The following is a 25,157-nucleotide window of genomic DNA, read 5'->3' as shown; positions in this document are numbered from 1 at the left end:
ACCCTGACGGTGGTAGAGGACATCGAGTGTCCGCTATTCGTGGGAGTCTTTCGGACATGGCGGACACCTCAGAGCGGATCCTGCGGTTGCTCTCGCTGCTCGGCGCGCGAGTCGAATGGTCGGGCGTCGAGTTGGCGCAGCGCCTGAGCGTGTCGTCCCGGACGCTGCGCCGGGACGTGGAGACCCTGCGTGAACTCGGGTACCCCGTTCATGCGATCAAGGGCCCACGAGGCGGGTACCGGCTCGGCGCCGGCGGCAAGCTGCCGCCACTGGTCCTCGATGACGACCAGGCCATCGCGATCGCCCTCGCCCTGCAGACCGCCCCAGCCACCGTCACCGGCATCGACGACGCCGTCGCCAGAGCACTGACCACCCTGCGTCAGGTCATGCCAGCTCACCTACGCGCGGCGAGCGATGCGTTCGAGGTCACCAGCCTGCGCAACTACTGGGAGTTCTCCGCCCCACCGCTCGACGTCGCAACCCTTCAAATCGTGGGTGCAGCGATCCGCACCAGCCACTCTCTGAGGTTCGATTACGCCACCCCGGAAGGCGACACGCCAGGGCCGAGAGACATTGGCTTCAAGCCACCCCGAGAGGTTGAACCGCACCACTTGGTCGTGTGGGCCGGCCGCTGGTACCTCATCGCCAGAGACCGGCAACACCAGACATGGGGCCTGACCCCGGTTCTTGGACACGCTGAATCCAGCACCTGGTGCTGGGGAAGCGAGATGATCGAAGGACTATGGCCAGGAAGAACTACTCCGAAGAGTTCCGTCGTCAGGCCGTCGACTTGTACGAGTCCACCCCGGGCGCCACGGTGCGCGGCATCGCCGAGGACCTCGGCATCGTCCGCGGCACGCGAGCACCACCAGGCCGAGCACTAACAGGCCCCATCCCCGATCCTGCAGCGGGCGGCCAAGTATTTCGCCGGGGAGACGCGCTGGTGAGTCGCTTCCAGTTCGTCGCCGACAACTCCGCCACCTTCGAGGTGAAGCGACTGTGCGAGCTCGTCGAGATCGAGCGCTCGTCCTACTACGCCTGGCTCAACGCCGCGCCGGCCCGCGAAGCCAGAGCAGCTGACGACGCGGCGCTGGCTGAGCGGATCAGAGCGGTCCATGCCGAGGACAACACTCAGGGCGCGCCGCGGATCACCGCCGAGCTCAACGCTCAACTCGGTGACAGCGCGGCTGCCGGTGAGCGGGTCAACCACAAGCGTGTCGCGAGGGTGATGCGGCTCGAGGGCATCCGCGGCTATGTGAAGAAGCGGCGGGTCCGCACCACGATTCCCGAGCCGTCGGGGCAGAAGTACCCCGACCTGCTCAAGCGTGACTTCACCGCCGAGCGCCCCAACGAGCGCCCCAACGAGCGCTATGTCGGCGACATCACCTACCTGCCGCTGGCCGACGGGACGAACCTGTACTTGGCGACCGTGATCGACTGCTACTCCCGTCGGCTGGCCGGGTGGGCCATCGCCGATCACATGCGCACCGAACTCGTCGAGGACGCCCTCAAGGCCGCCGCCGCGACCCGGGGCAGCCTCAAGGGCGTTGTGTTCCACAGCGACCACGGGTCGGTCTACTGCTCGAAGGCCTACGCCAAGCTCTGCCGCAAGCTCGGCGTGACCCAGTCCATGGGCGCCGTCGGATCCAGCGCGGACAACGCCCTCGCAGAGTCGTTCAACGCCACGATGAAGCGTGAAGTCCTCCAAGACGCCGCCTGCTGGAGTGAGGAGCTGACCTGTCGTCGGCAGGTCTTCAGATGGCTCGTCCGCTACAACACCAAGCGACGCCACTCGTGGTGTCGCTACACCTCGCCGGTCGCCTTCGAGACCGGCTACACCGCTACGCTGCGACCTGCTGCGTAATCACACCCGTGTCCAAGATCCGGGGGTAGGGCCCGTCTCCATGCCTCCACCCTGCCAGCAGGGTGCTCCCGGTCAGGCGTCGGCAGTCGCGCGCGGTCGGGTCATCAGAGCGGCCAGCGCGATCAGGGCGATCGTCACCGGCGCCTGGGTCAGCGCGACGACCGGACCGCGCCCGGCCAGGGCCCCGGCCATGACGGTCCCCACCAGGAGCAGCGTGGGCAGCCACACGGGGACCGCGCGGGACACGTAGAGCCCGATGGCGACGACGACGAAGCCGATCGCGAACAGCGGGACGGACGCAAAGGACAGTGGGAAGCCCACGGGACCGGCCACGATGTCCTGCACGACCACCTGTCCCGACTCGGCGTCGACCCCGGCTCCGGTCGCGACGTAGGTCGCGTATCCCTGCACGGCCTGCGCCACGGCGTTGAAGAACATGCCGACGGCGACCAGCGCGCCCCCGACCCGCACTGTCCGCGACCGCCCGACCCGCCGAGCCAGCATCGTCGCGAGCGCGACGCCGGTCAGGACGAGCAGGAAGCATCCGATCGAGGTGAGCAGCCGTGACGCCATCAGCTGGTCGCGGTGGGCGACCATGCCGGGGAAGGCGTCCTCGATGCTGTTGGGCAGGACCGGGAGGGCAGCCTGTCCGGCCAGGAAGAGGAGGGTGCCGGCCGCAGTCGCGGTGCGGACGACCCGCGGCCAGCTCGTCGAGGGGGCGGTCGTCGCGAGGGCGACCTGGGTGTCATGTGTCGTTGTCATGACGTCAGGCTGGCCGTCGGCAGGGGCCGGAGGCGTCCCCCCACAGAGTGACGTTCGATGACGACGGTGCCGCCTATCCTGAACGTCGTGCCGCGCGCCACCGTGACCCGTCGAGCAGTCGCTGTCGGACTCGTCTGCGCTGCTGTCGCAGGGCCGTTCGTTGCACTGGGCCTGGGCTGGACGTCCTACGTCGACGGCTGGGTCGGCATCCTGCTGGCCGTGGCCGCCGCCCATGTGGCCGGGGCGTGGTTGCCGCGATCGGTCGCCGTGGCGTGCGTGCTGACGACAGTCGTGGCGCTGGTGGTCGCCGGCCAGGTGCACGGGGTCGCCTTCCACTGGGTGGACGACACGGCCTTCTACGCCGTGGTCATCGGCGGGGCAGCGGTCGCGGGAGCCGCGGTGACGACCCGCGCACGGCAGGTCCACCGGCTCCAGCGCCTGCAGGCAGAGCTTGCCGAGCAGCACGAGATGGAGGCGAGACTGGCCACGCTCGACGAGCAGAACCGGGTCCACCTCGAGGTGCACACACGGCTCAGCGAGCGGATCGCCGGGATCGCCGTACGGGCCGAAGGAGCGCGCCGGGTCGCCGATCGCACGGCGCTCCCCGTCATCGAGGCGGAGGCACGCGCCGTCCTCGACGAGCTGCGACACGTGCTGGGGTCGATGCGGGCCAGCGTTCCCGAGGCGCCTCCCGAACCGTCTCCCCCGCCCGGCCCGGCCCGGCCGACCGTGCTGGACGTCGCACTCACCGTGGCCATCGGGACCGCCCTCGCCGCGGAGACCGCCGTCATCGCGCGCACCGAGGGAGCGGCAATCTCCAACGCAGCGGCGGCGGTGGTCGCGGCTGCTCCGCTGGTGCTGCGCCGTTCGCGCCCGATCGCCTCGGGCATGGCCAGCATGGTCGTTGCCGGTGCCACCAGTCCCTGGTTGACCCCTCTCTCCTCGACCGTCGCGGGTGTCGCCCTCGTCGGTGTCATCGCCTACACGGTCGGTGCGTGGTCCGACGGGCGGCGGTGGCTTCCCGGATGGGCGGCCGTGGCCGCCGGCAGTGCGGGCATCGGTCTCCTGGCCCCGGGCCAGCTCGAGCCCGAGGCGCTGGTGGGAGTGATCGCGCTGACGCTCGTGGCGCTGGTCCTCGGGCTCCTCACAGCTCAGTGGCGCACGCGAGCCCAGCGGCTGGCCGAGGCCGTCGCGGAGCTCACCCGAGGACGCGACGCGGCCCTGCGACTGGTCACCGCCCGCGAGCGCGAGGCCATGGCCGGCCGACTGCACGACACAGTCGCCCACTCGATGACGGTGGTCTGCCTGCACGCCGGAGCAGCAACGCGCGCAGACGTCGAGGTCGGTGATGCGCTACGGACGGTCAGCACCACGGCCGAGGCCAGCCTGGCCGAGCTGCGCGACGGCATCGAGGGCTTCGAGACGGCCAAGCACCCCCTCGAGGCGGGCCGGATCGCCGCGCTCGGCCGACGGATGGGCGTGGACGTGTCGACCTCCGGGTGCTCGGCCGACGGCGCGGCCGCGACCCTGGGCTACCGCGTGGTCCGCGAGGCCGTCGTCAACGTCGCCCGGCACGCGCCTGGCGCCCGGGCCGCGGTCGACCTCCGCCGCGACGGTGACGTGCTCACGGTCCAGGTCTCCGACGACGGCCGAACCCTCGCCGCAACCGGCGCCGGGACAGGGCCGAGCGCGGCACTCGCGGCGGGCGCTGCGGCGGCACTCGCGGCGGGCGCTGAGCGCCTCGGGACCGGCACCGGCCTCCTCGGCCTGGCCCGTGCGGTGGAGACTGCCGGCGGTTCGATGTCCTGGGGCACCCGGGCCGGGGGTGGCTACGTCGTCACGGCGAGGATCCCGGAGAGTCCCACCCGATGACCACCATCGTGATCGTCGACGACCAGGAGCTGGTGCGCACCGGGCTGCGCATGATCTTCTCCGCCGAGGACGGCCTCAGCGTGGTCGGTGAGGCTGCCGACGGCAGCACCGCCGTCGACCTCGTCCACCGGCTGCGCCCCGACGTCGTGCTGATGGACATCCGGATGCCGAGTGTCGACGGCATCGAGGCCACCCGCCGCATCACGCGCTCCACACCCGACGTACGAGTCGTCATGCTCACCACGTTCGACCGATCGCAGCTGGTCTACGACTCGCTGGTGGCCGGCGCCAGCGGGTTCATGCTCAAGGACGCTCCGGGCGCCCAGCTCGTGAGCGGCGTGCGCGCCGTGGCGCGCGGGGAGGAGCTGCTGGCACCCAGCATCACGCGGCGCCTCATCGAGGAGTTCACCCGGGCAGGTCGCCACGGCTCCCCTCCCGGCTACGCCGCGCTCACGGAGCGTGAGCAGGAGGTGCTCACCCTCGTGGCCCGCGGCCTGTCCAACGCCGAGATCGCCGCACACCTCTTCGTCACCGTCGAGACCGTCAAGACCCACGTCTCGCGGATGCTCGCCAAGCTCGGGCTGCGCGACCGTGTGCAGGCCGTGGTGCTGGCGTACGAGCACGGACTGGTGCGACCTGGCGGCTGAGGCGGGCCGGCACGCCTCCCGGCACCGTCCCCTTGCCCCCGCCGTAGGCTGGGGGCATGGCCTACGAGGTGCAGAAGACTGACGAGGAGTGGCGTGCCGAGCTCACGCCCGAGGAGTACGCCGTCCTGCGCGAGGCCGGCACGGAGCCCGCCTTCACCGGCGAGTACACCGACACCGAGACCACCGGCACCTACGTGTGCCGCGCATGCAACGCCGACCTCTTCACCAGCGACACGAAGTTCCACTCCGGTTGCGGCTGGCCGAGCTTCTACCAGCCGCTGAAGAACGAGGACGGCGAGGAGACGATCGAGTACCTCGAGGACAACTCCGCCGGGATGAAGCGCGTCGAGGTCCGCTGCAAGCGGTGCGGCTCGCACCTGGGCCACGTCTTCCCCGACGGCTACGGCACGCCCACCGGCGACCGCTACTGCATCAACTCGATCAGCCTCAAGCTCAACGCGGCCGACTGACACCTTGCACTCCTCAGCGCCGCCCCCAGTGGGTCCCGGGGACGACTGGAAGGCCGACCGGATCGGGTCGGCTCGCGCCGGCACCAACCCGACCGTCCTGGCCAGGCTGCCGCAGTCGTACGCCGTCATGGGCGACGCGCAGATGCTGCCCGGCTACTGCGTGCTGCTGGTGGACCGCCCCGGCGTCGACCGGCTGACCGACCTGCCGCGGGCGGACCGGCTGGAGTTCCTCGCCAGCATGGACCTGCTCGGCCAGGCCGTGGAGACGGCGTGCCAGGAGCTCGACCCGGCCTTCCGCCGGATGAACTACGAGGTCCTCGGCAACACCGACGCCTTCCTCCACGCCCACCTCTTCGCCCGCTACGAGTGGGAGCCCGCCGACCACGTCGGGCGGCCGGTGTGGCTCTACGACCCCGAGGTCTTCTACGGGCCGGACGCCGCCCTGGGCCCGCAGCACGACGACCTCCGGGCGCGCATTACCGCCGAGCTCGCGGCTCTCGGGGCCGTCCCGGCCGCGCCCTAGTTGTACCCGGCCATCAGGTTGGTAGCAGCGGCGCGTCACCGTTGACGTAGGGAGAGCCCCCGGATGGGGTGTAGCTTGTCTAGGTCCCACTCCACCCTGGTGGCTCTCGTGTCCCACCGTAATGCCCGCCTGACCGTGCACGGCCGCATGCTCATCGTCCAGCGCCACCTGGCTGGCTGGAAGCAGGCCCACATCGCCGCCGCGATGGGGGTTTCCCGCAAGTGCGTCCGCACCTGGCTCGACCGGTACGCCGCCGAGGGCGATGCCGGCCTGGAGACCCGTTCCTCGCGCCCGCACACCATGCCGACCCGCACCAGTCACGAGGTCGAGCAGAAGGTCCTCGCCGCGCGGGCTGAGCACCGTGATGGCCAAGACGTCCTCGGTCCCCGGGTCGGGGTCGCGCCGCGCACCGTGGCGCGGATCCTGCGCCGCCACGGCGTCCCCTATCTGCGCGAGTGCGACCCCATGACCGGGGAGGTCATCCGGTCCTCGAAGGCCACCGCGCAGCGCTACGAACGCGACCGGCCCGGCGAGCTGGTCCACATGGACGTCAAGAAGCTCGGCAAGATCCCCGACGGCGGCGGCTGGCGCGCCCACGGACGGGCGAACGGCAATCGCGACCGCAAGGTCAAGATCGGCTACGACTACGTGCACTCGCTGGTCGATGACCACTCACGACTGGCCTACTCAGAGATCCTGCCCGACGAGAAGGGCCCCACCTGCGCGGCGTTCATCGAGCGTGCCGCGGCCTACTTCGCTGCCAGGGCATCACCCGGATCGAACGGGTCATGACCGATAACGCGTTCGCCTACCGGAACTCGGCCGACATGAAGCGGGTCTGCGCCGACCTGGGCGCCAAGCAGAAGTTCATCAAACCCCACTGCCCCTGGCAGAACGGCAAGGTCGAGCGCCTCAACCGCACCCTGGCCACCGAGTGGGCCTACCGCCAGACCTTCACCCAACAACGCCGAGCGGGCAGACGCCCCTTGCCCCGTGGCTCGAGCACTACAACACTGTCCGCCGTCACAGCTCACTCCGAGGCAAGCCCCCGATCAGCCGCCTGCTACCAACCTGATGGCCGGGTACAACTAGGGCGCCTGACGCCAGGGTGAGAAGACCTCTGTCAGCTCCTCGAGCAGAACGTCCCAGGCCAGCAGCAGCCACACTCCCACCGCCTCGGCGTACCCCCCAGGGACCTGCGAACGTCCGTGCTCGAGAGCGTCCGCCACGATCCCCCTACTTACCCGAGATGCTGGCAAGTCTCACAATCGGGCTTCCCAACGTGCGTCGAGTCAGCCTGTTCGAGGCCTGCCTCAGGCACTCCGACTTGAAGGCCAAGGATCCGGCCGTCACGTACAAGAACTTCTCCAGCCCGGAGGCGTCTCTCTCCAGTCGTTCCAAGTCCAGCGGGTCCGTGGCATCACGGTAGTCGCCCTGCCGCAGGCGCTTACCAACGACCTTCTCCAACTCATCAGGGACGAAGTACTCCCCGAATAACCGTTCCTTCCCCTTGTGCTTGTGCCAGTTGATCTCCGCAAGCCAGATAAACGGTTCGGTGGAGCTCGCCAGCCTGGTGGCCACAAACGCGAGGCCCGCTTTGTCGATCTTCTTGAGGACCTCTTGGACCTGTGCGATGTCTTCCACGAGTGACCCGGAATCAGCTGTGTTACTCCGTAGGTATGGGGGCCGGCTCGGTGAGAGACGGGGCCTGACCCCGGTTCTTGGACACGCTGAATCCAGCACCTGGTGTTGGGGAAGCGAGATGATCGAAGGACTATGGCCAGGAAGAACTACTCCGAAGAGTTCCGTCGTCAGGCCGTCGACTTGTACGAGTCCACCCCGGGCGCCACGGTGCGCGGCATCGCCGAGGACCTCGGCATCGTCCGCGGCACGCTGCGGCACTGGCTCGAGGTCTACGGGACCGGCAAGAAGACCGCCGCTGATGGGACGTTGACCTCCAGCCCGCTGCAAGCCAAGACGTCCGCCGCGAGCTCGTCGGCACCGACGGACGAGACGCCGGAGCAGAGGGTCGCCCGGCTCGAGGCCGAGAACGCGGCGTTGCGAGCGGAGACGACCAAGCTCACGACTGAGCGGGAGATCCTGCAGCGGGCGGCCAAGTATTTCGCCGGGGAGACGCGCTGGTGAGTCGCTTCCAGTTCGTCGCCGACAACTCCGCCACCTTCGAGGTGAAGCGACTGTGCGAGCTCGTCGAGATCGAGCGCTCGTCCTACTACGCCTGGCTCAACGCCGCGCCGGCCCGCGAAGCCAGAGCAGCTGACGACGCGGCGCTGGCTGAGCGGATCAGAGCGGTCCATGCCGAGGACAACACTCAGGGCGCGCCGCGGATCACCGCCGAGCTCAACGCTCAACTCGGTGACAGCGCGGCTGCCGGTGAGCGGGTCAACCACAAGCGTGTCGCGAGGGTGATGCGGCTCGAGGGCATCCGCGGCTATGTGAAGAAGCGGCGGGTCCGCACCACGATTCCCGAGCCGTCGGGGCAGAAGTACCCCGACCTGCTCAAGCGTGACTTCACCGCCGAGCGCCCCAACGAGCGCCCCAACGAGCGCTATGTCGGCGACATCACCTACCTGCCGCTGGCCGACGGGACGAACCTGTACTTGGCGACCGTGATCGACTGCTACTCCCGTCGGCTGGCCGGGTGGGCCATCGCCGATCACATGCGCACCGAACTCGTCGAGGACGCCCTCAAGGCCGCCGCCGCGACCCGGGGCAGCCTCAAGGGCGTTGTGTTCCACAGCGACCACGGGTCGGTCTACTGCTCGAAGGCCTACGCCAAGCTCTGCCGCAAGCTCGGCGTGACCCAGTCCATGGGCGCCGTCGGATCCAGCGCGGACAACGCCCTCGCAGAGTCGTTCAACGCCACGATGAAGCGTGAAGTCCTCCAAGACGCCGCCTGCTGGAGTGAGGAGCTGACCTGTCGTCGGCAGGTCTTCAGATGGCTCGTCCGCTACAACACCAAACGACGCCACTCGTGGTGTCGCTACACCTCGCCGGTCGCCTTCGAGACCGGCTACACCGCTACGCTGCGACCTGCTGCGTAATCACACCCGTGTCCAAGATCCGGGGGTAGGGCCCCATGGTCCACCTACCGCGTTGACCGGATCCGCCCGAAATCGAGCACCGGAAGGCCCTTCACCCTCAACCCATTGACCTTGGACGAGCTCAACCGGCTCGTCACGCAAAACCCCGACCGAGGAGACACCCCCGGCCAATGGCAATGCATCGGGAGTGCCACGCTTAGCCTGCCCGCCGACGTAGTCGCCCGCTGGGCACCCGGAGGATCCGTCGTCACCCCCATCGACCCAGAACGCTCTCGCCTCACCATCGGCGGATGGTCATGGGCCGGCGTCGCCGGCCTCTTCATCACCTTCGACACCGACCTGAGCGACATCAACCCTCCAGCCCTCCAGAACGCGTTCCGAATCGCCGCAGCGCGACTCCAAGACGCCACGCGCGAATCGTGATCGTCGCGCCACACGTCGGTCACATGTCACCCTGTCAACGGCGGGTTGAAGTGAACCCTCTTGCGACGGCTTAAGACGGACCCCCGTGGCTCGCCTGTCGGGTCGGGTTGACTGTTTGATGTGATCGAGATTGCTGAGGCTGACTTCGATGATCCGGGTCTGACGGTGTTCTTGCAGGAGCACTTGGATGACATTGCCCCGACGGGCCCGCAGGAGAGCCAGCACGCCCTGGATGTCGGTGCGCTACGAGGCCCCGGGGTGCGGCTGTGGGTAGCCCGTGACGGCGACGTGACGGTCGGCACGGTCGCACTGGCTGCCTTGGCTGAAGGACATGAGGAACTGAAAAGCATGCGCACCGCGCCAGCCCGCCGTGGTGCAGGGATCGCGTCCCGGATGCTGAACCATGTGCTGCAGGACGCCGAAGGTCGTGGGGTGAACCGGGTGTCGCTGGAAACCGGGAGCATGGACTTCTTCGCCCCCGCGCGTGCGTTCTACCGCAAGGCTGGCTTCACCGATTGCCCACCGTTCGGCAGTTACGGTGCCGATCCGAACAGCGTGTTCATGACGCTGGCACTGCGGCCTTCGGTTTAGAGCTTGGCGCCGGTGGTAACCGTGTAGGTGCCGAGCCCGATCTGAATGGCTCCACCGGCTGTGCGGAGCCGTCCGATGCGCCGAGGGCTTTGAGTGAACCAGGCTCGGGCGGTACCTGCTGCTATGGCCCACACGCTGTCACCCGCGACCGCTACCGCCGCGAAAATCGTTCTAGGCAGCAGCATTTGAGGGACGGTGGATGTTCCGGATGGGACGAACGCGGGTAGCAGCCGGACAGGAAGATCAGCGTTTTGGGGTTGGTCAGCCCGACCGTGACACCGGTGCGGAAGTCGGTCAGCAGGAACTGCTGTGGGGTAGCTGACCGGACCCCCAAACCTCGACGGTTAACGTCCGTAACCGCGGTCGGTGCTCGTGTCCAGACCGCGGCTTCCGGGTAACCCTGGGCGTTCGCCCAAGTCGAGCCCATGGGGCGGCTTGGGCGCTGAAGGCTCCCACGCACGAATCGGATCGCGGGTCGGGAGTTCAGGTGTGGGCGAATGATCCGGATGCCCGCCCATGTCGGAGATCGGCACCAGGTGGGCTGCGACGAGTTCACTGGTGCGGGTGGCGGCGACGAGTTCACCACGGGCCCGTTGAGCATCCTCGATGGCTCGCATGGTGCGTTGCATCTGCTTCATGACCGCATACCAACCCCGGGCCGAGTTGGTCGACGACGCGCGCAGCGCAAGGTTGAAATGCACCAGCGCGAGTCCGGCACTGCTGGTGCGTGGTTGCAGGCTGCCGTGACCGTAGCTGCGGTGCCGTGGCTGCTGTGGCTCGAAGGAGACTCGTGCGGCTTCGTCGGAGACGGCGCCGAGCTGGGAACCCGTTTCGCGGTCGGGGTGATGAATCGCCGCCAACGCGAGCAGGCTCGCGGCCGTCGCCGCGTGCGATCGCCACTGGTCGACGTCGTGCGGGTCGGTCTGCCGCACATCGGATTCCCACTCGGCCAAATGACGGCTTGCCTGCTCCAACTCCGCCGGCGCGTCAACAGGTTCAGGATCTGTGACGGGAGCCTCGTCCCGCCACAAAGCCAACGCTTGTGCCCTCGATTCAGGGGTCTCGTTCATCTCCCACAACGACCGGCGCAACGAGGTGTGAATCGCCCCGGGTGGCAGTTGTGAGGCCATCGAGTGTCTGATTGGGGTGTACCCCAGATGCCACCAAGAATCGCGTCTCGCTCTACGAACGGCCCCTCGGACGAGACCTACGTGTGCCTGACTGACAGCGGGTTGGTTTCGCGTGTGGTTCTGACACTGACTGCGGTGGCCGCGATGCCGACGACGACCGAAATCACCGTCGCGGCGGAAGCGTAGGTGAACGACGGGTCGAGTCGGGCGTCTTCGCTATTCGTTGCGGCCGGCAGAACGAAGTACGCAACGCTGGCAAACGTGCCTGCCGCACCAATCGGAACCAGTACCGACAGCAGCGCGTGTTGCCACAGCCACCCCTTGTTTCCTCTCACTGCCGCCAACGCGGCCAATCGGCGGGCATCGGACATGGTTTCGCTGGTGAGCATCGCGGCCATGGCAATGATGAGCAGCGCGAGGGCGATGGCACCGTAGAGCACGACCCAACGCCCCCTAATCCGATTCGGCTCGCTTCCCGCGACTGACTGGGCAGCGAGTGACTCTAGCCGCAGGCCGCCACCGACATAGGCCGTTGACTTTCTGGTCATGTCGCGCACGGACATGGCTACCGTTGCTGGAGACACGATGAGGAGCTGGCATTGGTCTCGTCCCTTCGTTTCGCATGGCGAACCTGCCGTGGTTCGAACTGCACCACCACCCAAGGACGCCAGTGCCATTCGAGTACGCGGCGGGAGTGCGTTGGTTTTCACCCTCTGGGAGCTGCAGGGCAGGGAAAGTGACGCCAAGGAGGAACACGAACCAGAAAATGTCTGGGTGGGAGTGGAGTTTCCTCGCTCGGGGAGGCGCGTCTCTACCCAGATCGCTCGTTGCGTCGTCGGGAGGGTGGAGACGTACGACTGCACCTGGGTGGTGGGCAGAACATTGGGGGAAATCAGGATGCTGTCGTTAATGGCCCTCTGGGCCGCGGTCGCGGCGTGGTACTGGGAGCCCAATAGGCCAGTCGAAAGCTGTACCTGGCCGAGGGTGAGGATCGCCAGACAAACGGCTGTGAGCATTCGCGCTGTTCGCCGCGGACGTGCTTTGAGTAGGCCCCCTGCGGTGAGACTCGCCGGAGAATTCTTGCCGATCGTTCCCGTGGAGAGGAAGCGGCCCAGGGCATGAATGAGGATTGCCACGAGCGAGGAGAGCGTGCACGCAACCACCGCGACGCACAGCAAATATGCCTGTTGCCGCGGGGGCCCCGTGAGCAGGGGCGGGATCCACAAGCCAGCGACGATCCCTGCGACACAGATCCAAGAACGCGTAATTGGCAATGAGTCTTGCGGTGTGAAGAATCGCCCGCGCCCGGCTCGTCGCGTGCTGAGCGTGCGCCAGACCGGCGCTGCCAGGATGATGAGCGCCACGACGATCGCGATCATGGGCGCCGCTACCAGCAACCCGGGTCTGCCTCGCAGATCCGCAGGCGCCGTGATCTCGTGCAACCAGGAGATGTTGAGCGGCACCCACAGAAGTGCTGTTGTGACGGCCGCACCCAAACCGGCACCGATCACGATCGGACCTGCACACTCTACCCATCGCATCGCGACCACCTGGGGTCGACTTGCGCCCAGCGCGGCCAACCGACGAACACGACGTCGCGCGTCGTCACCACCCATCCCGGCCGCTGTGACTAAAGACGCTGCGCCCGCCAGGCCGAGCGTTCCCCACAGGCCTGCGAGCACCGATCCCATGCCAAGTCGGTTCAGAAAGGCCAGGCCGACCGAGGATGAGAGTTCGCTGGTGTCGTCGTCGCCGAAGCGGTCCGCGGACCGCATCTGTGTCCGATCCACCGTCCCCCTCGCAGGTCGTACGTACACGCGAGGGTCGGTCGCCGACTCCAAGCCTTCGATCCCGATCGTCTGAGGAGCAGGCCCGAACATGTCCGCCGCGCCCATCCTCTGGACACTCGGGGACAGTGCTGCTTCCCCGGGACGCGGCCAACGATCGAGCCCGGGCGGCACCGGCGCCGCAGCCGACAGCGGCTCGACAGTGATCACGACGACCTGCTCACGACCGATCGTTTGAAACCGGTTGTCGATCAGGAACGTTGCAGGATGACCGGGGGCGGGTTTGAGAGCAAGCAGTTCCTGCGATCTGTTGCTGATGACCGCATCACGCGAGAGTGCCATCGCCGACAAGGTCGCGGCCATGGTGATCGCGAACACTCCCACGACAAGGCACACCGCCCGTAACGGGACCCATCGTGCTCGGGTTCGAGATGCGCGCGTGAGGTGGACTAACACGGCGGGACTCAAGACCGGTCGCCTTCCTCAAGATGCACGGTCCGATCCGCCCTGGCCGCGACATCCCGGTCGTGAGTGGCGATGATGAGCGCCGCACCCGTTTGAGCGGGCAGCGCGAAGATCGCGTCAGCGATCTGGTCCCGAGTGTCAGAGTCGAGGGAAGCGGTGGGCTCGTCAGCGATCAGCAGTGATGGGCCTCCCATCAAGGCTCTGGCCACAGCCACTCGTTGCTGCTCACCACCGGACAGATCCGAGGTTCGGACGACATCAGTGGGAACGCCAAGCTTGGAGAGCCAACTCACCGCCTCTGCTGTTGCTTGATCTCTGGACTGCCCACCGAGCATCCCGGCCACTGCGACGTTCTCAACGGGTGTCAGATCTTCGACCAGTTCACCACTTTGAAAGACGACTCCGATACGTGTTCGCCGCATCGCCGTGAGACTTCGTTGTGACGCGCGGATCACGTCGATCGCGCCCACCCGGATCTCTCCCGAGTCCGGTTTGAGCAAGCCGAGCACCATCGACAACACCGAGGACTTACCCGAGCCACTCTTTCCCATGAGGGCAACAGACGAGCCACCGCTTACGGTCAGAGAAAAATCACGAATAACCTGGCGTTCCTGGTACGTCAGGGACACGCCGTCGATGCAAACTGCGGGGGCCGTCTTGACGACGGCCCCCGCAGTACCCTGGGTCACTGCCACGTGCTGCAATCGTCCGGGTTCCAGGTGTAGACAACGCAGGCCTGCACTGCAGTGATTTCACGGCTCGTGTCCCTGAAGACGGTCGTTCCGTTGCCGCTGCCGTTGTAGAGGTTGCCGCCGGTGCCGTCGGCCCAGTGGTAGTTCCCACGGGTCCCACGTTCGTCAGACCTGTAATCGGTCGTATTTATGCCGCTGTACCACCCGCCACTGCCGGTACCCCGACCGTTGTACGCGCCCGCGCCGTTGTTATAGGCATCGTGGTAGGCCGCGAAGGCCGGAGACGCTGCCGTCATCATGACGGCAGCGACAATGCCGACCTTCGTTAACTTCTTGCGCACGATGTATACCTCCATCATCGATCCTGACCCCTGAGTGCTCCCTGGCCCCCGGTGCACCCAATATTGCACAACCAGACGACCCGTATACACCATTTGCTGTACACGTTACTTGACACCACTCCACCGTGGCTGCGCATCGAACGTCTCCTGGCAAGAACGTCTGGGGTGTACGGGCCCTACCCCCGGATCTTGGACACGGGGTGTGATTACGCAGCAGGTCGCAGCGTAGCGGTGTAGCCGGTACTCAGAGAAGGCATCAACGCCATCCTCAAGGAGCGCAAGGTCGTCTCGTGATAACCGCCGGACCTCTCACACTGCGACCGAGGAGCCAACTGTCAACACCGGGAACCGGACAAAAGAGTTCGCATGAAGGTGCGATCAAAACGATGGCGGGGCCGTTGGTCCGGGCCCACCATTAGACCTGAGATTCTCGCGAACCCAGCAATTCGAGAGAGTAGCGGAGTCCCCTGAGGTCCTCACGACGACGACCCACTCCACTCAGGTCATCGGCACTCCGAAGGAGGAGTCATGGCCAAGTCAGTCAACCGCTCGGCGTCGACCGGACGCTTCGTCTCCCGCGCCACCGCAGCCCGCTGGCCGGGGAAGACCACCACCGAACGAGTCGGGGCTGGAACCGGCAACAACCGCTCGGTCTACCGTTCCGCCTCCACCGGACGCTTCGTCACCCCGGCCACCGCCAAACGCAACCCCGGCGGAACCATCAACCAGCAGGTCTGAGCCATGGCCTGCCTCCTCATCACCTACGACCTCCACACTCCCGGCCAGGACTACAAGGACCTGCACGAGGCCATTAAGGCGCTCGGAACGGGCTGGTGGCACTACCTGGACTCCACCTGGCTGGTCACCACCAGCCTGAGCCAGAGCCAGGCCTGGGAGAAGCTGGCCGTCGTGGCCGACAAGAACGACAACTTCCTCATCCTCAACATCACCGGCGACGGCTACAGCGGCTGGCTGCCGGAGAAGGCGTGGGAGTGGATCCGAGCCAACATCTGATCCGTGCCGGGGTGGGAGCGATCGATTGTCGCTCCCACCCCGACCGGCCATTGACTGATGGGAGAGCACGATGAGCACCGGGCTCCGTGTTCCTGTCGCTGAGCATCTCGTCTGGGCCAACGTCACTCGTCCGTCGACTCCGCTGATCTACCTCGACCTGAACACGATCATCTACTTCGCCCGAGAGGTCAGCGGTCAAGGAGGGCCGCGAGGCTACGGAGAGCTGCTCCAGGCTGTCCGGCGAGCCAAAGAAGAGGGCCGCGTCCTATTCCCCCTTGGCGAGGCTCACCTCTGGGAGGTCAGCAAGATCGCCGACCCGAAGCAGCGCGCCCGCCTGACCGGGGTCATCGAAGAACTTTCCGACTTCAACTACCTATTGGGCAGGGTCAGCATCGCCGAGCTCGAGTTCGACGCGGGCATCGCCGCCGTCATGGGTGAACAGCCCCGCACAGCTGCGGCTCTGATTCGACCGACATCGCGCCAACTCTTCGAAAACATCGACGGCACGAGCCTGATCGATCTTCCCGAGATCGACCGCCTGCACGCCGACATCGCGAACGGCAACCCACCCGACCCCTTGAAGGTGGCCGGGACCCGGGCGTTCGAGCGACTCCTTCTTCGTGGACCCACCGACGATCAGGTCACCGAGCTCCGCAAAGACCCTGACTACCGACCCGAACGCGCTATCGCCAGCCACAAGAGCCGGGTCGAGTTCGAACGCGACACCAAGAGAGTGCTCGACCAGGAACCCAAGTGGAGGCGAGGTCGGCTACGGGACGTCATTGGTGCGCGAGAAGTCGTTCACGAGTGGGGGGAGCTTTTGACTCGGATGCGCCTTCAACGCGTTCAAGAAGGGTTGCCGCCCTTCATCCCTAGCGATCAGGAGTTCCGCGCCTTCCTCGGCGCGATGCCCCACACCCAAGTCGCGATCAGCATCAAGACGCACCTTCATCGCAACCCCCGGCACGTCTGGACCAGTAATGACATCAGCGACATCGACTCCATGTCCGTCGCCTACGCCTACTGCGACGTCGTCTTCCCCGACAAGGCCATCAGGCAGGCGCTGATCAATGCCAAAGAGCTCAGAGCCTTCAAGACCGTCGTCCCAAGGACACCATCAGATCTCGTCGAAATGCTCGACGGGTTGCAACGCCCGGCCTAAGCCGGAGACTCCCGGGCATGGAATCAGTCCGACGGCCAGGTCATCCAAACCTTCCTAGGCCGGCCTCATCGACGAGATCACGATACCGGCTGGGCTCCCATCCTGCTTGGCTCCGGCCGCCCCTGTTCGGTGAACTCCCGAGCGACGTCCACCTCGAACTCACCGCCAGCAAGGCCGACATGGTCCAAGCCACCTACCGCATATGCCGACCGCAACATGACCCCATCGACACCGACATCACCCCAGGTCAACGCGTGCGGATGGGTGTACCCCATCCGCGCTAACCTCGAGATTTCATCGGGTGTCGGTGTCGACGGCCGTGTTGTGAACTGAAAAGTGCTCCTGACCTGGGACGATAGGTGTTGCGAAGCAACTATCGGAACCAGTTCGAGGAGCACCTTCCAGGTGAAGAAGACTACCGGGTTCTACCCGTCTGTTCAGGTCGACACGGCACCGGTGTCGGCGGCTGGTTCGGCGGGCGGGGTGTTGCTGACCACGGCCGCGGAGGTGACGGGTCTGTCCCCGGCGATGGCGCGGGCTCTGGATGGGTGGCGCAAGCCGGCGGCGGTGCATCACCCGGCCAAGGTGCTCACCGACCTGGCCGTGACGCTGGCGCTCGGCGGTGACTGCCTGGCGGACGCGGCAGTGATCCGGTCCGAGGCCGACGTGTACGGACCGGTTGGATCCGAGGCAACGATCTCTCGCACGATTACCGCGTTGGCCGCGGACGCCCACCGCGTGTTGAAGCAGGTGGCGGCCGCACGACGTGCCGCCCGTGCCCGCGCGTGGGCGCTGGCCGGTGAGCGCGCACCGACCCACGGTGTGACCGCCACCGATCCGTTGATCGTGGACCTGGACGCCACGCTGATCACCGCGCACTCGGACAAGGAAGAAGCCAAGCCCACGTTCAAGAAAGGCTTCGGGTTCCACCCGTTGTGTGCGTTCGTGGACCACGGCCCGGACGGGACCGGTGAACCATTGGCGATGCAGTTGCGGCCGGGTAACGCCGGCTCCAACACCGCCGCCGACCACATCCAGGTCACCCGGGACGCGCTCAAACAGCTGCCCGGGATCAACCCGGCCCGGCCGGGCCGCAAGGTGCTGATCCGCACCGACGGCGGCGGCGGAACCCAGGAGTACACCAGGTGGCTTGCCCGCCGGGGTGTTTCGTACTCGGTCGGGTTCACCCTGCCCGCGTGCCTGCCCGAGCTGTACCGGCTGATCCCGGCCAAGGCGTGGCAGGCAGCACTGAACGCCGATGGCGAGGTCCGCGAAGGCGCGGACGTGGTCGAACTGACCGGCCTGCTCACGTTCCGCGGTCTGTTGTCCGGCTGGCCGGCAGGGATGCGGGTCATCGTGCGCCGGGAACGACCCCACCCCGGAGCGCAGTTGCGGTTCGACGACGTCGACGGGTACCGGTTGACCGCGTTCGCGACCAACACCACCCGCGGGCAACTGGCGAACCTGGAGTTGCGGCACCGGCGGCGGGCGCGGTGTGAGGACCGGATCCGGATCGCGAAGGACACCGGGCTGCGGAACTTGCCGCTGAAAGGGTTCACCGCCAACCAGATTTGGTGCGCCATCGTGATGCTCGCGGCCGACCTGATCGCCTGGACCCAGCTGATCGGGTTCGACGCCGAGCACGAGGCACGCCGCTGGGAACCAAAGAAACTACGGTTACGGGTCTTCACGATCCCGGCCGCTATCGCTCGGCACAGTCGCCGAATCCTGTTGCACATCAAGGAAACCGCAGCAAACGCCGACCTCGTGATCACTGCCTGGAAACGACTACACGACCCCGCGCCGGCAGCGACCGCGCCGGGGTGACCACCGGCACCCGTCCCGACGACCCCGCACGACTACCGGCCACGTGGAAACCGGCGCCCACCGCGAACGACATCGCGGGGACTTGTCACACCCATCAGGCAGAACCGACACCAGAACCGGCGATCACGCCGTCAACGACGGCACACGTCCGCCCGATGAAAGATCGAGGCTAATGCGGGGAGGGAGGCCAGCCACTTAGGGGAGGTGACCCGTCGCCCCATGGCCCAGTAGGCCATCCCTGGTTGAACCACGCGCCGGAGAAGTCGACCCGGCAACCCTTGTTGAACTCCGCGTCGGTGAAGTCGACGTGGCAGCCCTTGTTGAACTCCGCGTCGGTGAAGTCGACGTGGCAGCCCTCGTTGAACTCCGCGTCGGGGAAGTCGACGTGGCAGCCCTCGTTGAACTGCGCGCCGAGGAAGGTGACCCAGCAACCCTTGTTGAACTGCGCGCCGCGGAAGTAGACCTGGCAACCCTTGTTGAACTGCGCGTCGAGAAAGGTGACCCAGCAACCCTTGTTGAACTGCGCGTCGCGGAAGTCGACCTGGCAACCCTCGGTGAACTCCGCGCCGCGGAAGCTGACCCGGCAACCCTCGTTGAACCGCGCGCCGTAGAACGAGTGAGATCCTGTGAAGCGCGCCTCGGTGAAGTCGAAGGCTTTGCCCGACCAAGGTGTGACAGCCCCAGCTTGCAGGTGTTGGGTGATGACCCGGGTGATTGTTTCGCGCACTCGGGTGTCGGCAACAGCATCCTCGCTCGTTGTGGTGCTCCGGGGGGTGCGGATGTATGCGCAGAGCACGTCAATGCAGACTTGCGCCTCGCGATGGTTGCCCAGAGTGATCCAGTCGTCGGCTAGGGCGGCCATGGCGTAAACGCCGGCGAGACGGACGGGTGCCGCGTCATCACCGAGCTGGGCGGCGATCGTGGTGTACCGGTCGCGCAGCCGGTCGATTTCTTCTCGCCCGGCTCGCTTTTGGTCCAGTGCGTAGGCGTCGGCCGTGATCTGTGCGGTTCGTGCGGTGAGCTCGACAGTCTTCTCGGTGGAGCGTTGGCGTCGGATGCCGACCACGATCGCGGCGGCTCCACCGACCAGCGCGGCGACGGGGACGGCGGTGCGGCTGAGTTCGAACAGTTCCGGATGTGTCTTCGCTGACCAGGGCCACCACCGCGCCGGGTGGGTGTCGATCAGTGCGAAGCCGTAGAAGGCCGCGGCGAACACTGCCAGGACCAAGAGGATCGCCCCCGCGATTTGGGCCCAGAGACGATCTCGCACCCGGGCCTTCTCACCGCCGGACTCGGTGGCATCAGACATGACGGTCAGTCTGCCGAGTGAGTCGCGACTGTGAACCGCTGTTGCCGATCTTGGTGATGCGTGTCTCGGCAGGCGCGGAGAACAAGAACCACAAGCGACTCGCGGTGTACCCCAGATGCGCGGCTACTCCCCAGCACCAAACCCTCAACAACCGTTGGTTTCGAAGTACGAGCTCACCTGAGCGAGCCATCCGTTATCAGCGGACAGTCACGACTTGATGAGGTCCTCGGCCAAGGCTGCGACCCTTTTGCGGATGTCGTCACGAATGAGACGCATCCGCTGCGCGCCTTCGATGCCCCGCGCCGAGGGTTCGTCGGTTTCCCAACGCTCGATCGGTGCGGTCCCAGCGGGGTCGATCACGGCATCGCCGCCGAGGATCACGACGCGGTCGACGGTGTCGAGCAGGGTCGGGTCGATCGGTTTGGGATGTTCCCCCGCCATGGTGGCGCCGACTTCTTCGACGGCCTGCGCCGATTCGGCGTTGACCGCACTGCCGGGTTGGGTGCCAGCTGAGTAGACGGTCATCTTCTCGCCGGCGTACTGACGCATGAGCGCGGCGGCCATCTGAGACTTGCCGCCGTTCTTGACGCAGACGAACAGCACGGACGGGGTCATGCGGATGCTCCCTGGTCCGCGCCGGTTGCGTGCTGGTGCTGCCGGGCCCAGGCCTGGGTGGCCATCTGCACCGCGTCCCACGGTGATCCGAGGGGTGGGGTGTAGGACAGGTCCAGTTCGGACATCGCGTCGACGGTCATGCCGTGGAAGAGGGCGGTGGCGTAGGTGTCGACGCGTTTGGCGGTCTCGGTGCCGCGCGCGCCGATCAGCTGCGCGCCCAGCAGTCGCCCGGTGTGCTGGTCGCCGGTGACGCGGATGGTGATGGGGTGGGCACCTGGGTAGTAGGCCTTGTGGTCGTCGGGGGTAGCGGTGGTGGTGACGGGCGCGAACCCCGCTGCGACGGCCTCGTGTTCACGCAGGCCGGTGCGGGCGGCGACCAGGTCGAAGACCTTCACGACCTGGGTGCCCAGGCTCCCGGCGAATCGGACATTTCCACCGAGGGCGTTCTCGCCGGCGACCCGGCCTTGCTTATGCGCGGTCGTACCGAGCGGCAGGTAAGTGGTCCCCAGGAGCCGGTGGTGGGTGATGACGCAGTCGCCGGCGGCCCACACGTGCGGCAAGCCAGTGGCCATCGTGTCGTCGACGACGACCGCGCCCCGCTGTCCGGTTTGGGCTCCGGCTCGGACCAGCAGGTCGGTGTCGGGGGTCACGCCGACGACGACGAGGACCAGGTCGACGTCCCAGGACAAGGGTTCTTGGTCTGGACCAGCGCCGCTCACGTGCAGTCCGCCCTCGATCTTCTCGATGCGGGTGGCCCGGCTGCTGGTGTGCACGCTCACGCCGTGCCGGTCCAGCTCGGCGTGGACCAGGGCGCCGAGTTCGGGGTCCACGGTGGGCAAGACCTCCTCGAGCATCTCGACCTGGGTGACGTGGATGCCGCGGGCCGTCAGGCCCTCGGCCATCTCCAGGCCGACGTACCCGGCGCCCACGATCAGCGCTGTCTTGGGGTCGATGCGGTCCAGGGACTGGGTCAGCGCGAACGTGTCGCCCATCGAGTGCAGCAGGTGCACCCCATCCGCCGCACCGAGCTGGTCGAGGCCCTGGATCGTGGGTCGGGTCGGAACCGCTCCGGTGCCGACGATCAACTCGTCGTAGTCCAGCAGCGACTCGGCGCCGGCGGCGTCGCGCAGGTGGAGGCGCTGTCCGTGGACGTCGATGCTGGTGGCGAGGGTGTTCAGGCGCAGCCGCATGCCGGTGGCTTCGAGGTCCGCGTGGGTGCGGTGGGCCAGGTTGGTCCAGTGAGTGACCTCCCCGGAGATGTAGTAGGGGATCCCGCAGATGGAGAAGTTGGGGTACGCGTCAGCGACCACCACGGTGACGTCGGTGGTGGGGTCGAGTTCGCGGGCGCGCAGCGCGGCCGAGATTCCGGCGTCGCTGCCGCCGATGGCAACCAGGTGCATGACTGGCCTTTCCAGGTCAGAAGGGTGAGGGTGCGTGTGGTCGTTGGGTGTTGCGGTCTTAGACGTTGAGTTGGCGCAGGAGGGCACTGACCCGGCTGGTCAGGTCGTCGCGGATGTCGCGGACCACGGCCAGGGGCTGCCCGGCGGGGTCCGCCACGTCCCATTCCTCGTAGCGTTTGCCGGGATAGACCGGGCAGGTGTCGCCGCAGCCCATGGTGATGATGATGTCGGCAGCGTGGACGACCCGGTCGTCCAACGGCTTGGGGTAGGCGTTGGTCAGGTCGATCCCTCGCTCACGCAACGCCTGGATGGCGACCGGGTTGATCTCTCCGGTCGGCTTGGAGCCGGCGGAGCGGACGTGCACCTTCCCCGGGGCGAGGTGGGCGGCGATCGCGGCGGCCATCTGTGAGCGGCCGGCGTTGTGGACACAGACGAACAAGATCTCCGGCACCGTTTTGGCGATCGCGCCGGAGGCCTGCGCGGCGGCCGTGAGCAGCTCCTTGGCGTGCCGAGTTACCAGGATCGGCAGGAAGGTCGGTATCCGCGACTGTGGCTGCAAAGCGGCACGGGCCTGCTGGACCGCGTCGGCGATCTGTTCGCGAGTGAAGATGCCCTCGAACTGATAGGTCAGTTCCGTTGCGATGGCGGCTGTGTCGAGTGGGCGTACAGCCGGGGTGCTGGACTCAGGTTCGGACACGAGCCGACTCCTTTGCGGGCGTGAACCGGTTGCGCAGGGCGAGCGAGACGTACACCAGGCCCACCAGGACGGGGACCTCGATAAGCGGGCCGACGACTCCGGCCAAGGCTTGACCGGAGGTGACCCCGAACGTGGCGATCGCGACGGCGATGGCGAGTTCGAAGTTGTTCCCGGCAGCGGTGAACGCCAAGGTGGTGGTGCGTTCGTACCCGAGCCCGACGGCGCGACCCAGGCCGTACCCACCGCCCCACATCAGCGCGAAGTAGACCAGCAGCGGCAACGCGATCCGCGCCACGTCCAGCGGGTGCCCGGTGATCTGGTGGCCCTGCAGGGCGAACAGGATCACGATGGTGAACAGCAGCCCGTACAGGGCCCACGGTCCGATCCGCGGCACGAACTTCTCCTCGTACCAGGTGCGGCCCTTGGCGCGTTCGCCAAGGCGTCGGGATAGGTACCCCGCCAACAGGGGGATGCCAAGGAAGACCAGCACAGATCCGGCGATTTTCCATGGGGAGACGTTGAGGTGCTCCTGGTGCAGCCCGAGCCACCCGGGCAGCACGGACAGGTAGAACCAGCCCAGGACTGCGAACATGATGACCTGGAAGACCGAGTTGATCGCGACCAGCACCGCGGCGGCCTCCCGGTCTCCGCACGCCAAGTCGTTCCAGATGATCACCATCGCGATGCAGCGGGCCAGCCCCACGATGATCAGCCCCGTCCGGTAGGTCGGCAGGTCAGGCAGGAACACCCAGGCGAGGGCGAACATCAGCAGCGGCCCGACCACCCAGTTCAGCACTAGTGACGTGCCGAGCAGTCGCCGGTCGCTGGTCACGGCGTCGAGGCGGTCGTAGCGGACCTTGGCCAGCACCGGATACATCATGATCAACAGCCCCAGGGCGATCGGTAGCGAAACGCCCTGCACCTCAACGGCACTCAGCGCTGTGTCCAGGCCCGGGATGACTCGGCCCAGGAGCAGCCCGGCGACCATGGCCACACCGATCCAGACCGGCAGGAACCGGTCCAGTGTGGACAGCTTTCCCACGACCGCGTCCTGGCGGACAGTGGGCGCTTGCGTAGTGCTGGTCACCGGGTCACCGAACTGAGGCCGAGGCCGGCGAGGCTGATCGGCTGCGGACCGGCCGGCGCCGGAGCGCAGCAACCACCGCCGCCACCTTCTTCACCATCGAACAGGCCCGCGCCGCCACAGACACCGGTGTCCGGCAGGGACAGCTGCACCGTGTTCGCGGACTCCAGGTCCCCAGCAAGAGCGGCTGCGATGGAGCGGGCCTGCTCAAAGCCGGTCATCGCCAGGAAGGAGGGGGCGCGCCCGTAGGACTTCATCCCGGCCAGGTAGAGGCCCGCGTCGGGCTGAGCCAGCACGTCGTGCCCGTGCGGCTGCACGGACCCACACGAGTGCCAGTTCGGGTCGATCTCAGGGGCGAGCTTGCTCGGAGCCTGCAGTCGCTGGTCCAGGTCCAGGCGTACCTCGGACAGGAACGACAAGTCGGGGCGGAAGCCAGTGACACACACCACCTGGTCCAGGCCCTCGACGCGGCGCCCGTCCGAACCGACCAGCGCGACCCGGCCATCACCAGCCTCTTCGACGGCCGCGGTGCGGAACCCGGTGACGACCTCGATGCGGCCGTCCTCGACGGCTTGACGAACCCTGCTGCCCAGGGCGCCGCGGGCCGGCAGTTCGTCGGCGTCACCACCGCCGTAGGAGTTGCCCACAACGCCGCGGCGCAGCACCCAGACCACCCGTGCGCCTGGCGCGTACACGGCGTCGGAAGTCAGGGCGATCAACGAAGTCAGCGCCGAAGCACCCGAGCCCACAACCGCGACCGCCTTGCCGGCGCACGGGTTTCCCACAACATCCGGATTCGGCATTCCGTACAGGATCCGGTCGGCGTGCGCAGTATCCCCGGTCACCGGGTACCCCTCCGAGCCCAGCGGGTTGGGCCGGTTCAGGGTCCCGGTCGCGTCGATCACCGCACGAGCCACTACACGCTCGATCGCGCCATCGGTGCCCTGGACGTGCAGCACGAACGGCTGCCCCTCGCGTCCGGACTCGACCAACAGGTCTCGATCCAGCCGGGACACTCCGATCACTCGCGAGTTGGTGCGCACCCGATCACCCAGAACCTCAGCGAGCGGGGCCAGATAGGTCTCGACCCAGTCGTTGCCGGTCGGATAACGCTTCCCGTTCGGTGCCGACCACCCCGTCGGCTCCAAGAGCGCAACGGCCGCCGGGGAAGTCAACTCCGACCACGGTGAGAACAGGCGCACGTGGCCCCAGGAACGAACCGCCGCCGCAGGGTGGCCACCCTGCTCGAAGACCAGAACGTCCTGATCCCTGGCGACCAGTTCGGCGGCGGCAGCCAACCCGATCGGGCCGGCGCCGATCACGGCGACCGGAAGCTGCTCAGAGAAGGAAACGACCATCAGCGACACACCCTTGATTAGACGACTGTCGATGCGTCCCAGCCTTGCGCATTGAATCGATA

The 25,157-nt window shown here is 67.0% G+C and carries 25 protein-coding genes and 1 pseudogene; 14 read left to right on the top strand and 12 right to left on the bottom strand.

Going from position 1 to position 25,157, the window contains the following annotated elements; genetic code table 11:
- The first annotated feature begins 56 nt into the window (after window positions 1-56).
- Both DFJ65_RS05090 and DFJ65_RS05085 read left to right on the top strand, forming a co-directional pair.
- The gene (locus DFJ65_RS05090) at window positions 57-884 is read left to right on the top strand and encodes a helix-turn-helix transcriptional regulator (protein ID WP_245950016.1); all 828 of its coding nucleotides are present in this window, start codon (window positions 57-59) and stop codon (window positions 882-884) included.
- Window positions 791-1,864 carry an IS3 family transposase gene (locus DFJ65_RS05085; protein ID WP_245950014.1) on the top strand — a complete coding sequence of 358 codons (1,074 nt, stop codon included), beginning with the start codon at window positions 791-793 and terminating at the stop codon, window positions 1,862-1,864. The genes DFJ65_RS05090 and DFJ65_RS05085 overlap by 94 nt, the downstream gene beginning before the upstream one ends.
- Window positions 1,865-1,936: 72 nt before the next feature.
- On the opposite strand, the gene DFJ65_RS05080 is transcribed toward DFJ65_RS05085, so the two are convergent.
- Window positions 1,937-2,626 carry a hypothetical protein gene (locus DFJ65_RS05080; RefSeq protein ID WP_115922091.1) on the bottom strand — a complete coding sequence of 230 codons (690 nt, stop codon included), beginning with the start codon at window positions 2,624-2,626 and terminating at the stop codon, window positions 1,937-1,939.
- Window positions 2,627-2,692: 66 nt separating this feature from the next.
- Between DFJ65_RS05080 and DFJ65_RS05075 the strand changes: the two genes are divergently transcribed.
- The 5 genes and pseudogenes from DFJ65_RS05075 to DFJ65_RS05055 all read left to right on the top strand — a co-directional run bounded on the left by DFJ65_RS05075 (window position 2,693) and on the right by DFJ65_RS05055 (window position 7,213).
- Entirely contained in the window at window positions 2,693-4,498 is a 1,806-nt protein-coding gene (locus DFJ65_RS05075; RefSeq protein ID WP_170143998.1) for a sensor histidine kinase, read from the top strand.
- Entirely contained in the window at window positions 4,495-5,145 is a 651-nt protein-coding gene (locus tag DFJ65_RS05070) for a response regulator (RefSeq protein ID WP_115922089.1), read from the top strand. Before DFJ65_RS05075 ends, DFJ65_RS05070 begins: the two co-directional genes overlap by 4 nt.
- Before the next feature lie 56 nt (window positions 5,146-5,201).
- Window positions 5,202-5,615, top strand: coding sequence for a peptide-methionine (R)-S-oxide reductase MsrB (msrB, locus tag DFJ65_RS05065; RefSeq protein ID WP_115922088.1), 414 nt, complete (start codon window positions 5,202-5,204; stop codon window positions 5,613-5,615).
- Window positions 5,616-5,643: 28 nt separating this feature from the next.
- Window positions 5,644-6,138 (top strand): HIT family protein, encoded by a 495-nt coding sequence (locus tag DFJ65_RS05060; RefSeq protein ID WP_115922087.1) that lies wholly within the window; start codon window positions 5,644-5,646, stop codon window positions 6,136-6,138.
- A 108-nt stretch (window positions 6,139-6,246) separates the two neighbouring features.
- A pseudogene (locus DFJ65_RS05055) lies at window positions 6,247-7,213 on the top strand (IS481 family transposase).
- 161 nt (window positions 7,214-7,374) lie between these two features.
- On the opposite strand, the gene DFJ65_RS05050 reads toward DFJ65_RS05055, so the two are convergent.
- Complete coding sequence (locus DFJ65_RS05050; RefSeq protein ID WP_115922086.1) at window positions 7,375-7,782, bottom strand: hypothetical protein; 408 nt, start codon at window positions 7,780-7,782, stop codon at window positions 7,375-7,377.
- Window positions 7,783-7,914: 132 nt separating this feature from the next.
- On the opposite strand from DFJ65_RS05050, the gene DFJ65_RS05045 reads away from it, so the two are divergent.
- From DFJ65_RS05045 to DFJ65_RS05035, 3 genes are all read left to right on the top strand, one after another.
- Window positions 7,915-9,200, top strand: a protein-coding gene (locus DFJ65_RS05045; RefSeq protein WP_425452954.1) for an IS3 family transposase whose coding sequence is annotated in 2 segments (ribosomal slippage) — window positions 7,915-8,263 and window positions 8,263-9,200 — 1,287 coding nt in all. Because the reading frame shifts where the segments join, the coding sequence is not laid out codon by codon here.
- Window positions 9,201-9,305: 105 nt separating this feature from the next.
- Entirely contained in the window at window positions 9,306-9,623 is a 318-nt protein-coding gene (locus tag DFJ65_RS05040; protein ID WP_211308368.1) for a hypothetical protein, read from the top strand.
- A gap of 120 nt (window positions 9,624-9,743) precedes the next feature.
- Entirely contained in the window at window positions 9,744-10,214 is a 471-nt protein-coding gene (locus tag DFJ65_RS05035) for a GNAT family N-acetyltransferase (RefSeq protein WP_115922084.1), read from the top strand.
- Between the two features lie 344 nt (window positions 10,215-10,558).
- Here DFJ65_RS05035 and DFJ65_RS05030 read toward each other — a convergent pair whose 3' ends face one another.
- The 4 genes from DFJ65_RS05030 to DFJ65_RS05015 form a co-directional block, all read right to left on the bottom strand.
- On the bottom strand, window positions 10,559-11,146 hold the full coding sequence (locus tag DFJ65_RS05030; RefSeq protein ID WP_147301312.1) for a hypothetical protein: 588 nt from the start codon (window positions 11,144-11,146) through the stop codon (window positions 10,559-10,561).
- 275 nt (window positions 11,147-11,421) lie between these two features.
- Window positions 11,422-13,509 (bottom strand): FtsX-like permease family protein, encoded by a 2,088-nt coding sequence (locus DFJ65_RS17155; protein WP_147301311.1) that lies wholly within the window; start codon window positions 13,507-13,509, stop codon window positions 11,422-11,424.
- Window positions 13,510-13,595: 86 nt separating this feature from the next.
- Window positions 13,596-14,225, bottom strand: coding sequence for an ABC transporter ATP-binding protein (locus DFJ65_RS05020; protein WP_211308367.1), 630 nt, complete (start codon window positions 14,223-14,225; stop codon window positions 13,596-13,598).
- A 56-nt stretch (window positions 14,226-14,281) separates the two neighbouring features.
- Window positions 14,282-14,644, bottom strand: a complete 363-nt coding sequence (locus DFJ65_RS05015) for a hypothetical protein (protein WP_115922081.1) — start codon at window positions 14,642-14,644, stop codon at window positions 14,282-14,284.
- 513 nt (window positions 14,645-15,157) lie between these two features.
- Here DFJ65_RS05015 and DFJ65_RS05010 point away from each other — a divergent pair.
- The 4 genes from DFJ65_RS05010 to DFJ65_RS04990 all read left to right on the top strand — a co-directional run bounded on the left by DFJ65_RS05010 (window position 15,158) and on the right by DFJ65_RS04990 (window position 18,632).
- Entirely contained in the window at window positions 15,158-15,367 is a 210-nt protein-coding gene (locus DFJ65_RS05010) for an ABC transporter ATP-binding protein (RefSeq protein ID WP_115922080.1), read from the top strand.
- A 3-nt stretch (window positions 15,368-15,370) separates the two neighbouring features.
- Window positions 15,371-15,643, top strand: a complete 273-nt coding sequence (locus tag DFJ65_RS05005; RefSeq protein WP_115922079.1) for a hypothetical protein — start codon at window positions 15,371-15,373, stop codon at window positions 15,641-15,643.
- A 70-nt stretch (window positions 15,644-15,713) separates the two neighbouring features.
- Window positions 15,714-16,805, top strand: a complete 1,092-nt coding sequence (locus tag DFJ65_RS05000; RefSeq protein ID WP_115922078.1) for a hypothetical protein — start codon at window positions 15,714-15,716, stop codon at window positions 16,803-16,805.
- 405 nt (window positions 16,806-17,210) lie between these two features.
- Complete coding sequence (locus tag DFJ65_RS04990) at window positions 17,211-18,632, top strand: IS1380 family transposase (protein ID WP_115921782.1); 1,422 nt, start codon at window positions 17,211-17,213, stop codon at window positions 18,630-18,632.
- A 169-nt stretch (window positions 18,633-18,801) separates the two neighbouring features.
- On the opposite strand, the gene DFJ65_RS04985 is transcribed toward DFJ65_RS04990, so the two are convergent.
- The 6 genes from DFJ65_RS04985 to DFJ65_RS04960 all read right to left on the bottom strand — a co-directional run bounded on the left by DFJ65_RS04985 (window position 18,802) and on the right by DFJ65_RS04960 (window position 25,095).
- The gene (locus DFJ65_RS04985) at window positions 18,802-19,941 is read right to left on the bottom strand and encodes a pentapeptide repeat-containing protein (RefSeq protein ID WP_115922076.1); all 1,140 of its coding nucleotides are present in this window, start codon (window positions 19,939-19,941) and stop codon (window positions 18,802-18,804) included.
- 207 nt (window positions 19,942-20,148) lie between these two features.
- Entirely contained in the window at window positions 20,149-20,556 is a 408-nt protein-coding gene (locus DFJ65_RS04980; RefSeq protein ID WP_115922075.1) for an arsenate-mycothiol transferase ArsC, read from the bottom strand.
- The gene (locus DFJ65_RS04975) at window positions 20,553-21,956 is read right to left on the bottom strand and encodes an FAD-dependent oxidoreductase (RefSeq protein ID WP_115922074.1); all 1,404 of its coding nucleotides are present in this window, start codon (window positions 21,954-21,956) and stop codon (window positions 20,553-20,555) included. Before DFJ65_RS04975 ends, DFJ65_RS04980 begins: the two co-directional genes overlap by 4 nt.
- 58 nt (window positions 21,957-22,014) lie before the next feature.
- Window positions 22,015-22,653, bottom strand: coding sequence for an arsenate-mycothiol transferase ArsC (locus DFJ65_RS04970; RefSeq protein ID WP_115922073.1), 639 nt, complete (start codon window positions 22,651-22,653; stop codon window positions 22,015-22,017).
- Window positions 22,640-23,740 (bottom strand): ACR3 family arsenite efflux transporter, encoded by a 1,101-nt coding sequence (arsB, locus tag DFJ65_RS04965; RefSeq protein ID WP_115922072.1) that lies wholly within the window; start codon window positions 23,738-23,740, stop codon window positions 22,640-22,642. Before arsB ends, DFJ65_RS04970 begins: the two co-directional genes overlap by 14 nt.
- Window positions 23,737-25,095 carry an FAD-dependent oxidoreductase gene (locus DFJ65_RS04960; protein WP_115924108.1) on the bottom strand — a complete coding sequence of 453 codons (1,359 nt, stop codon included), beginning with the start codon at window positions 25,093-25,095 and terminating at the stop codon, window positions 23,737-23,739. Before DFJ65_RS04960 ends, arsB begins: the two co-directional genes overlap by 4 nt.
- Between the last annotated feature and the right edge of the window lie 62 nt (window positions 25,096-25,157).

Source organism: Calidifontibacter indicus, from assembly GCF_003386865.1.
Lineage (GTDB): Bacteria > Actinomycetota > Actinomycetes > Actinomycetales > Dermatophilaceae > Yimella > Yimella indica.
Note: the sequence above shows the minus strand (reverse complement) of the source record. Positions and strands in the feature narration are given on the sequence as shown.

What these genes read in the sequence shown, in the direction of transcription:
- DFJ65_RS05090 (WP_245950016.1), top strand. Translation starts at nt 57, where the DNA reads ATGGCGGACACCTCAGAGCGGATCCTGCGGTTGCTCTCGCTGCTCGGC.
- DFJ65_RS05080 (WP_115922091.1), bottom strand. Translation starts at nt 2,626, where the DNA reads ATGACAACGACACATGACACCCAGGTCGCCCTCGCGACGACCGCCCCC.
- DFJ65_RS05070 (WP_115922089.1), top strand. Translation starts at nt 4,495, where the DNA reads ATGACCACCATCGTGATCGTCGACGACCAGGAGCTGGTGCGCACCGGG.
- msrB (WP_115922088.1), top strand. Translation starts at nt 5,202, where the DNA reads ATGGCCTACGAGGTGCAGAAGACTGACGAGGAGTGGCGTGCCGAGCTC.
- DFJ65_RS05015 (WP_115922081.1), bottom strand. Translation starts at nt 14,644, where the DNA reads ATGGAGGTATACATCGTGCGCAAGAAGTTAACGAAGGTCGGCATTGTC.
- DFJ65_RS05010 (WP_115922080.1), top strand. Translation starts at nt 15,158, where the DNA reads ATGGCCAAGTCAGTCAACCGCTCGGCGTCGACCGGACGCTTCGTCTCC.
- DFJ65_RS05005 (WP_115922079.1), top strand. Translation starts at nt 15,371, where the DNA reads ATGGCCTGCCTCCTCATCACCTACGACCTCCACACTCCCGGCCAGGAC.
- DFJ65_RS05000 (WP_115922078.1), top strand. Translation starts at nt 15,714, where the DNA reads ATGAGCACCGGGCTCCGTGTTCCTGTCGCTGAGCATCTCGTCTGGGCC.
- DFJ65_RS04985 (WP_115922076.1), bottom strand. Translation starts at nt 19,941, where the DNA reads ATGTCTGATGCCACCGAGTCCGGCGGTGAGAAGGCCCGGGTGCGAGAT.
- DFJ65_RS04980 (WP_115922075.1), bottom strand. Translation starts at nt 20,556, where the DNA reads ATGACCCCGTCCGTGCTGTTCGTCTGCGTCAAGAACGGCGGCAAGTCT.
- DFJ65_RS04975 (WP_115922074.1), bottom strand. Translation starts at nt 21,956, where the DNA reads ATGCACCTGGTTGCCATCGGCGGCAGCGACGCCGGAATCTCGGCCGCG.
- DFJ65_RS04960 (WP_115924108.1), bottom strand. Translation starts at nt 25,095, where the DNA reads ATGGTCGTTTCCTTCTCTGAGCAGCTTCCGGTCGCCGTGATCGGCGCC.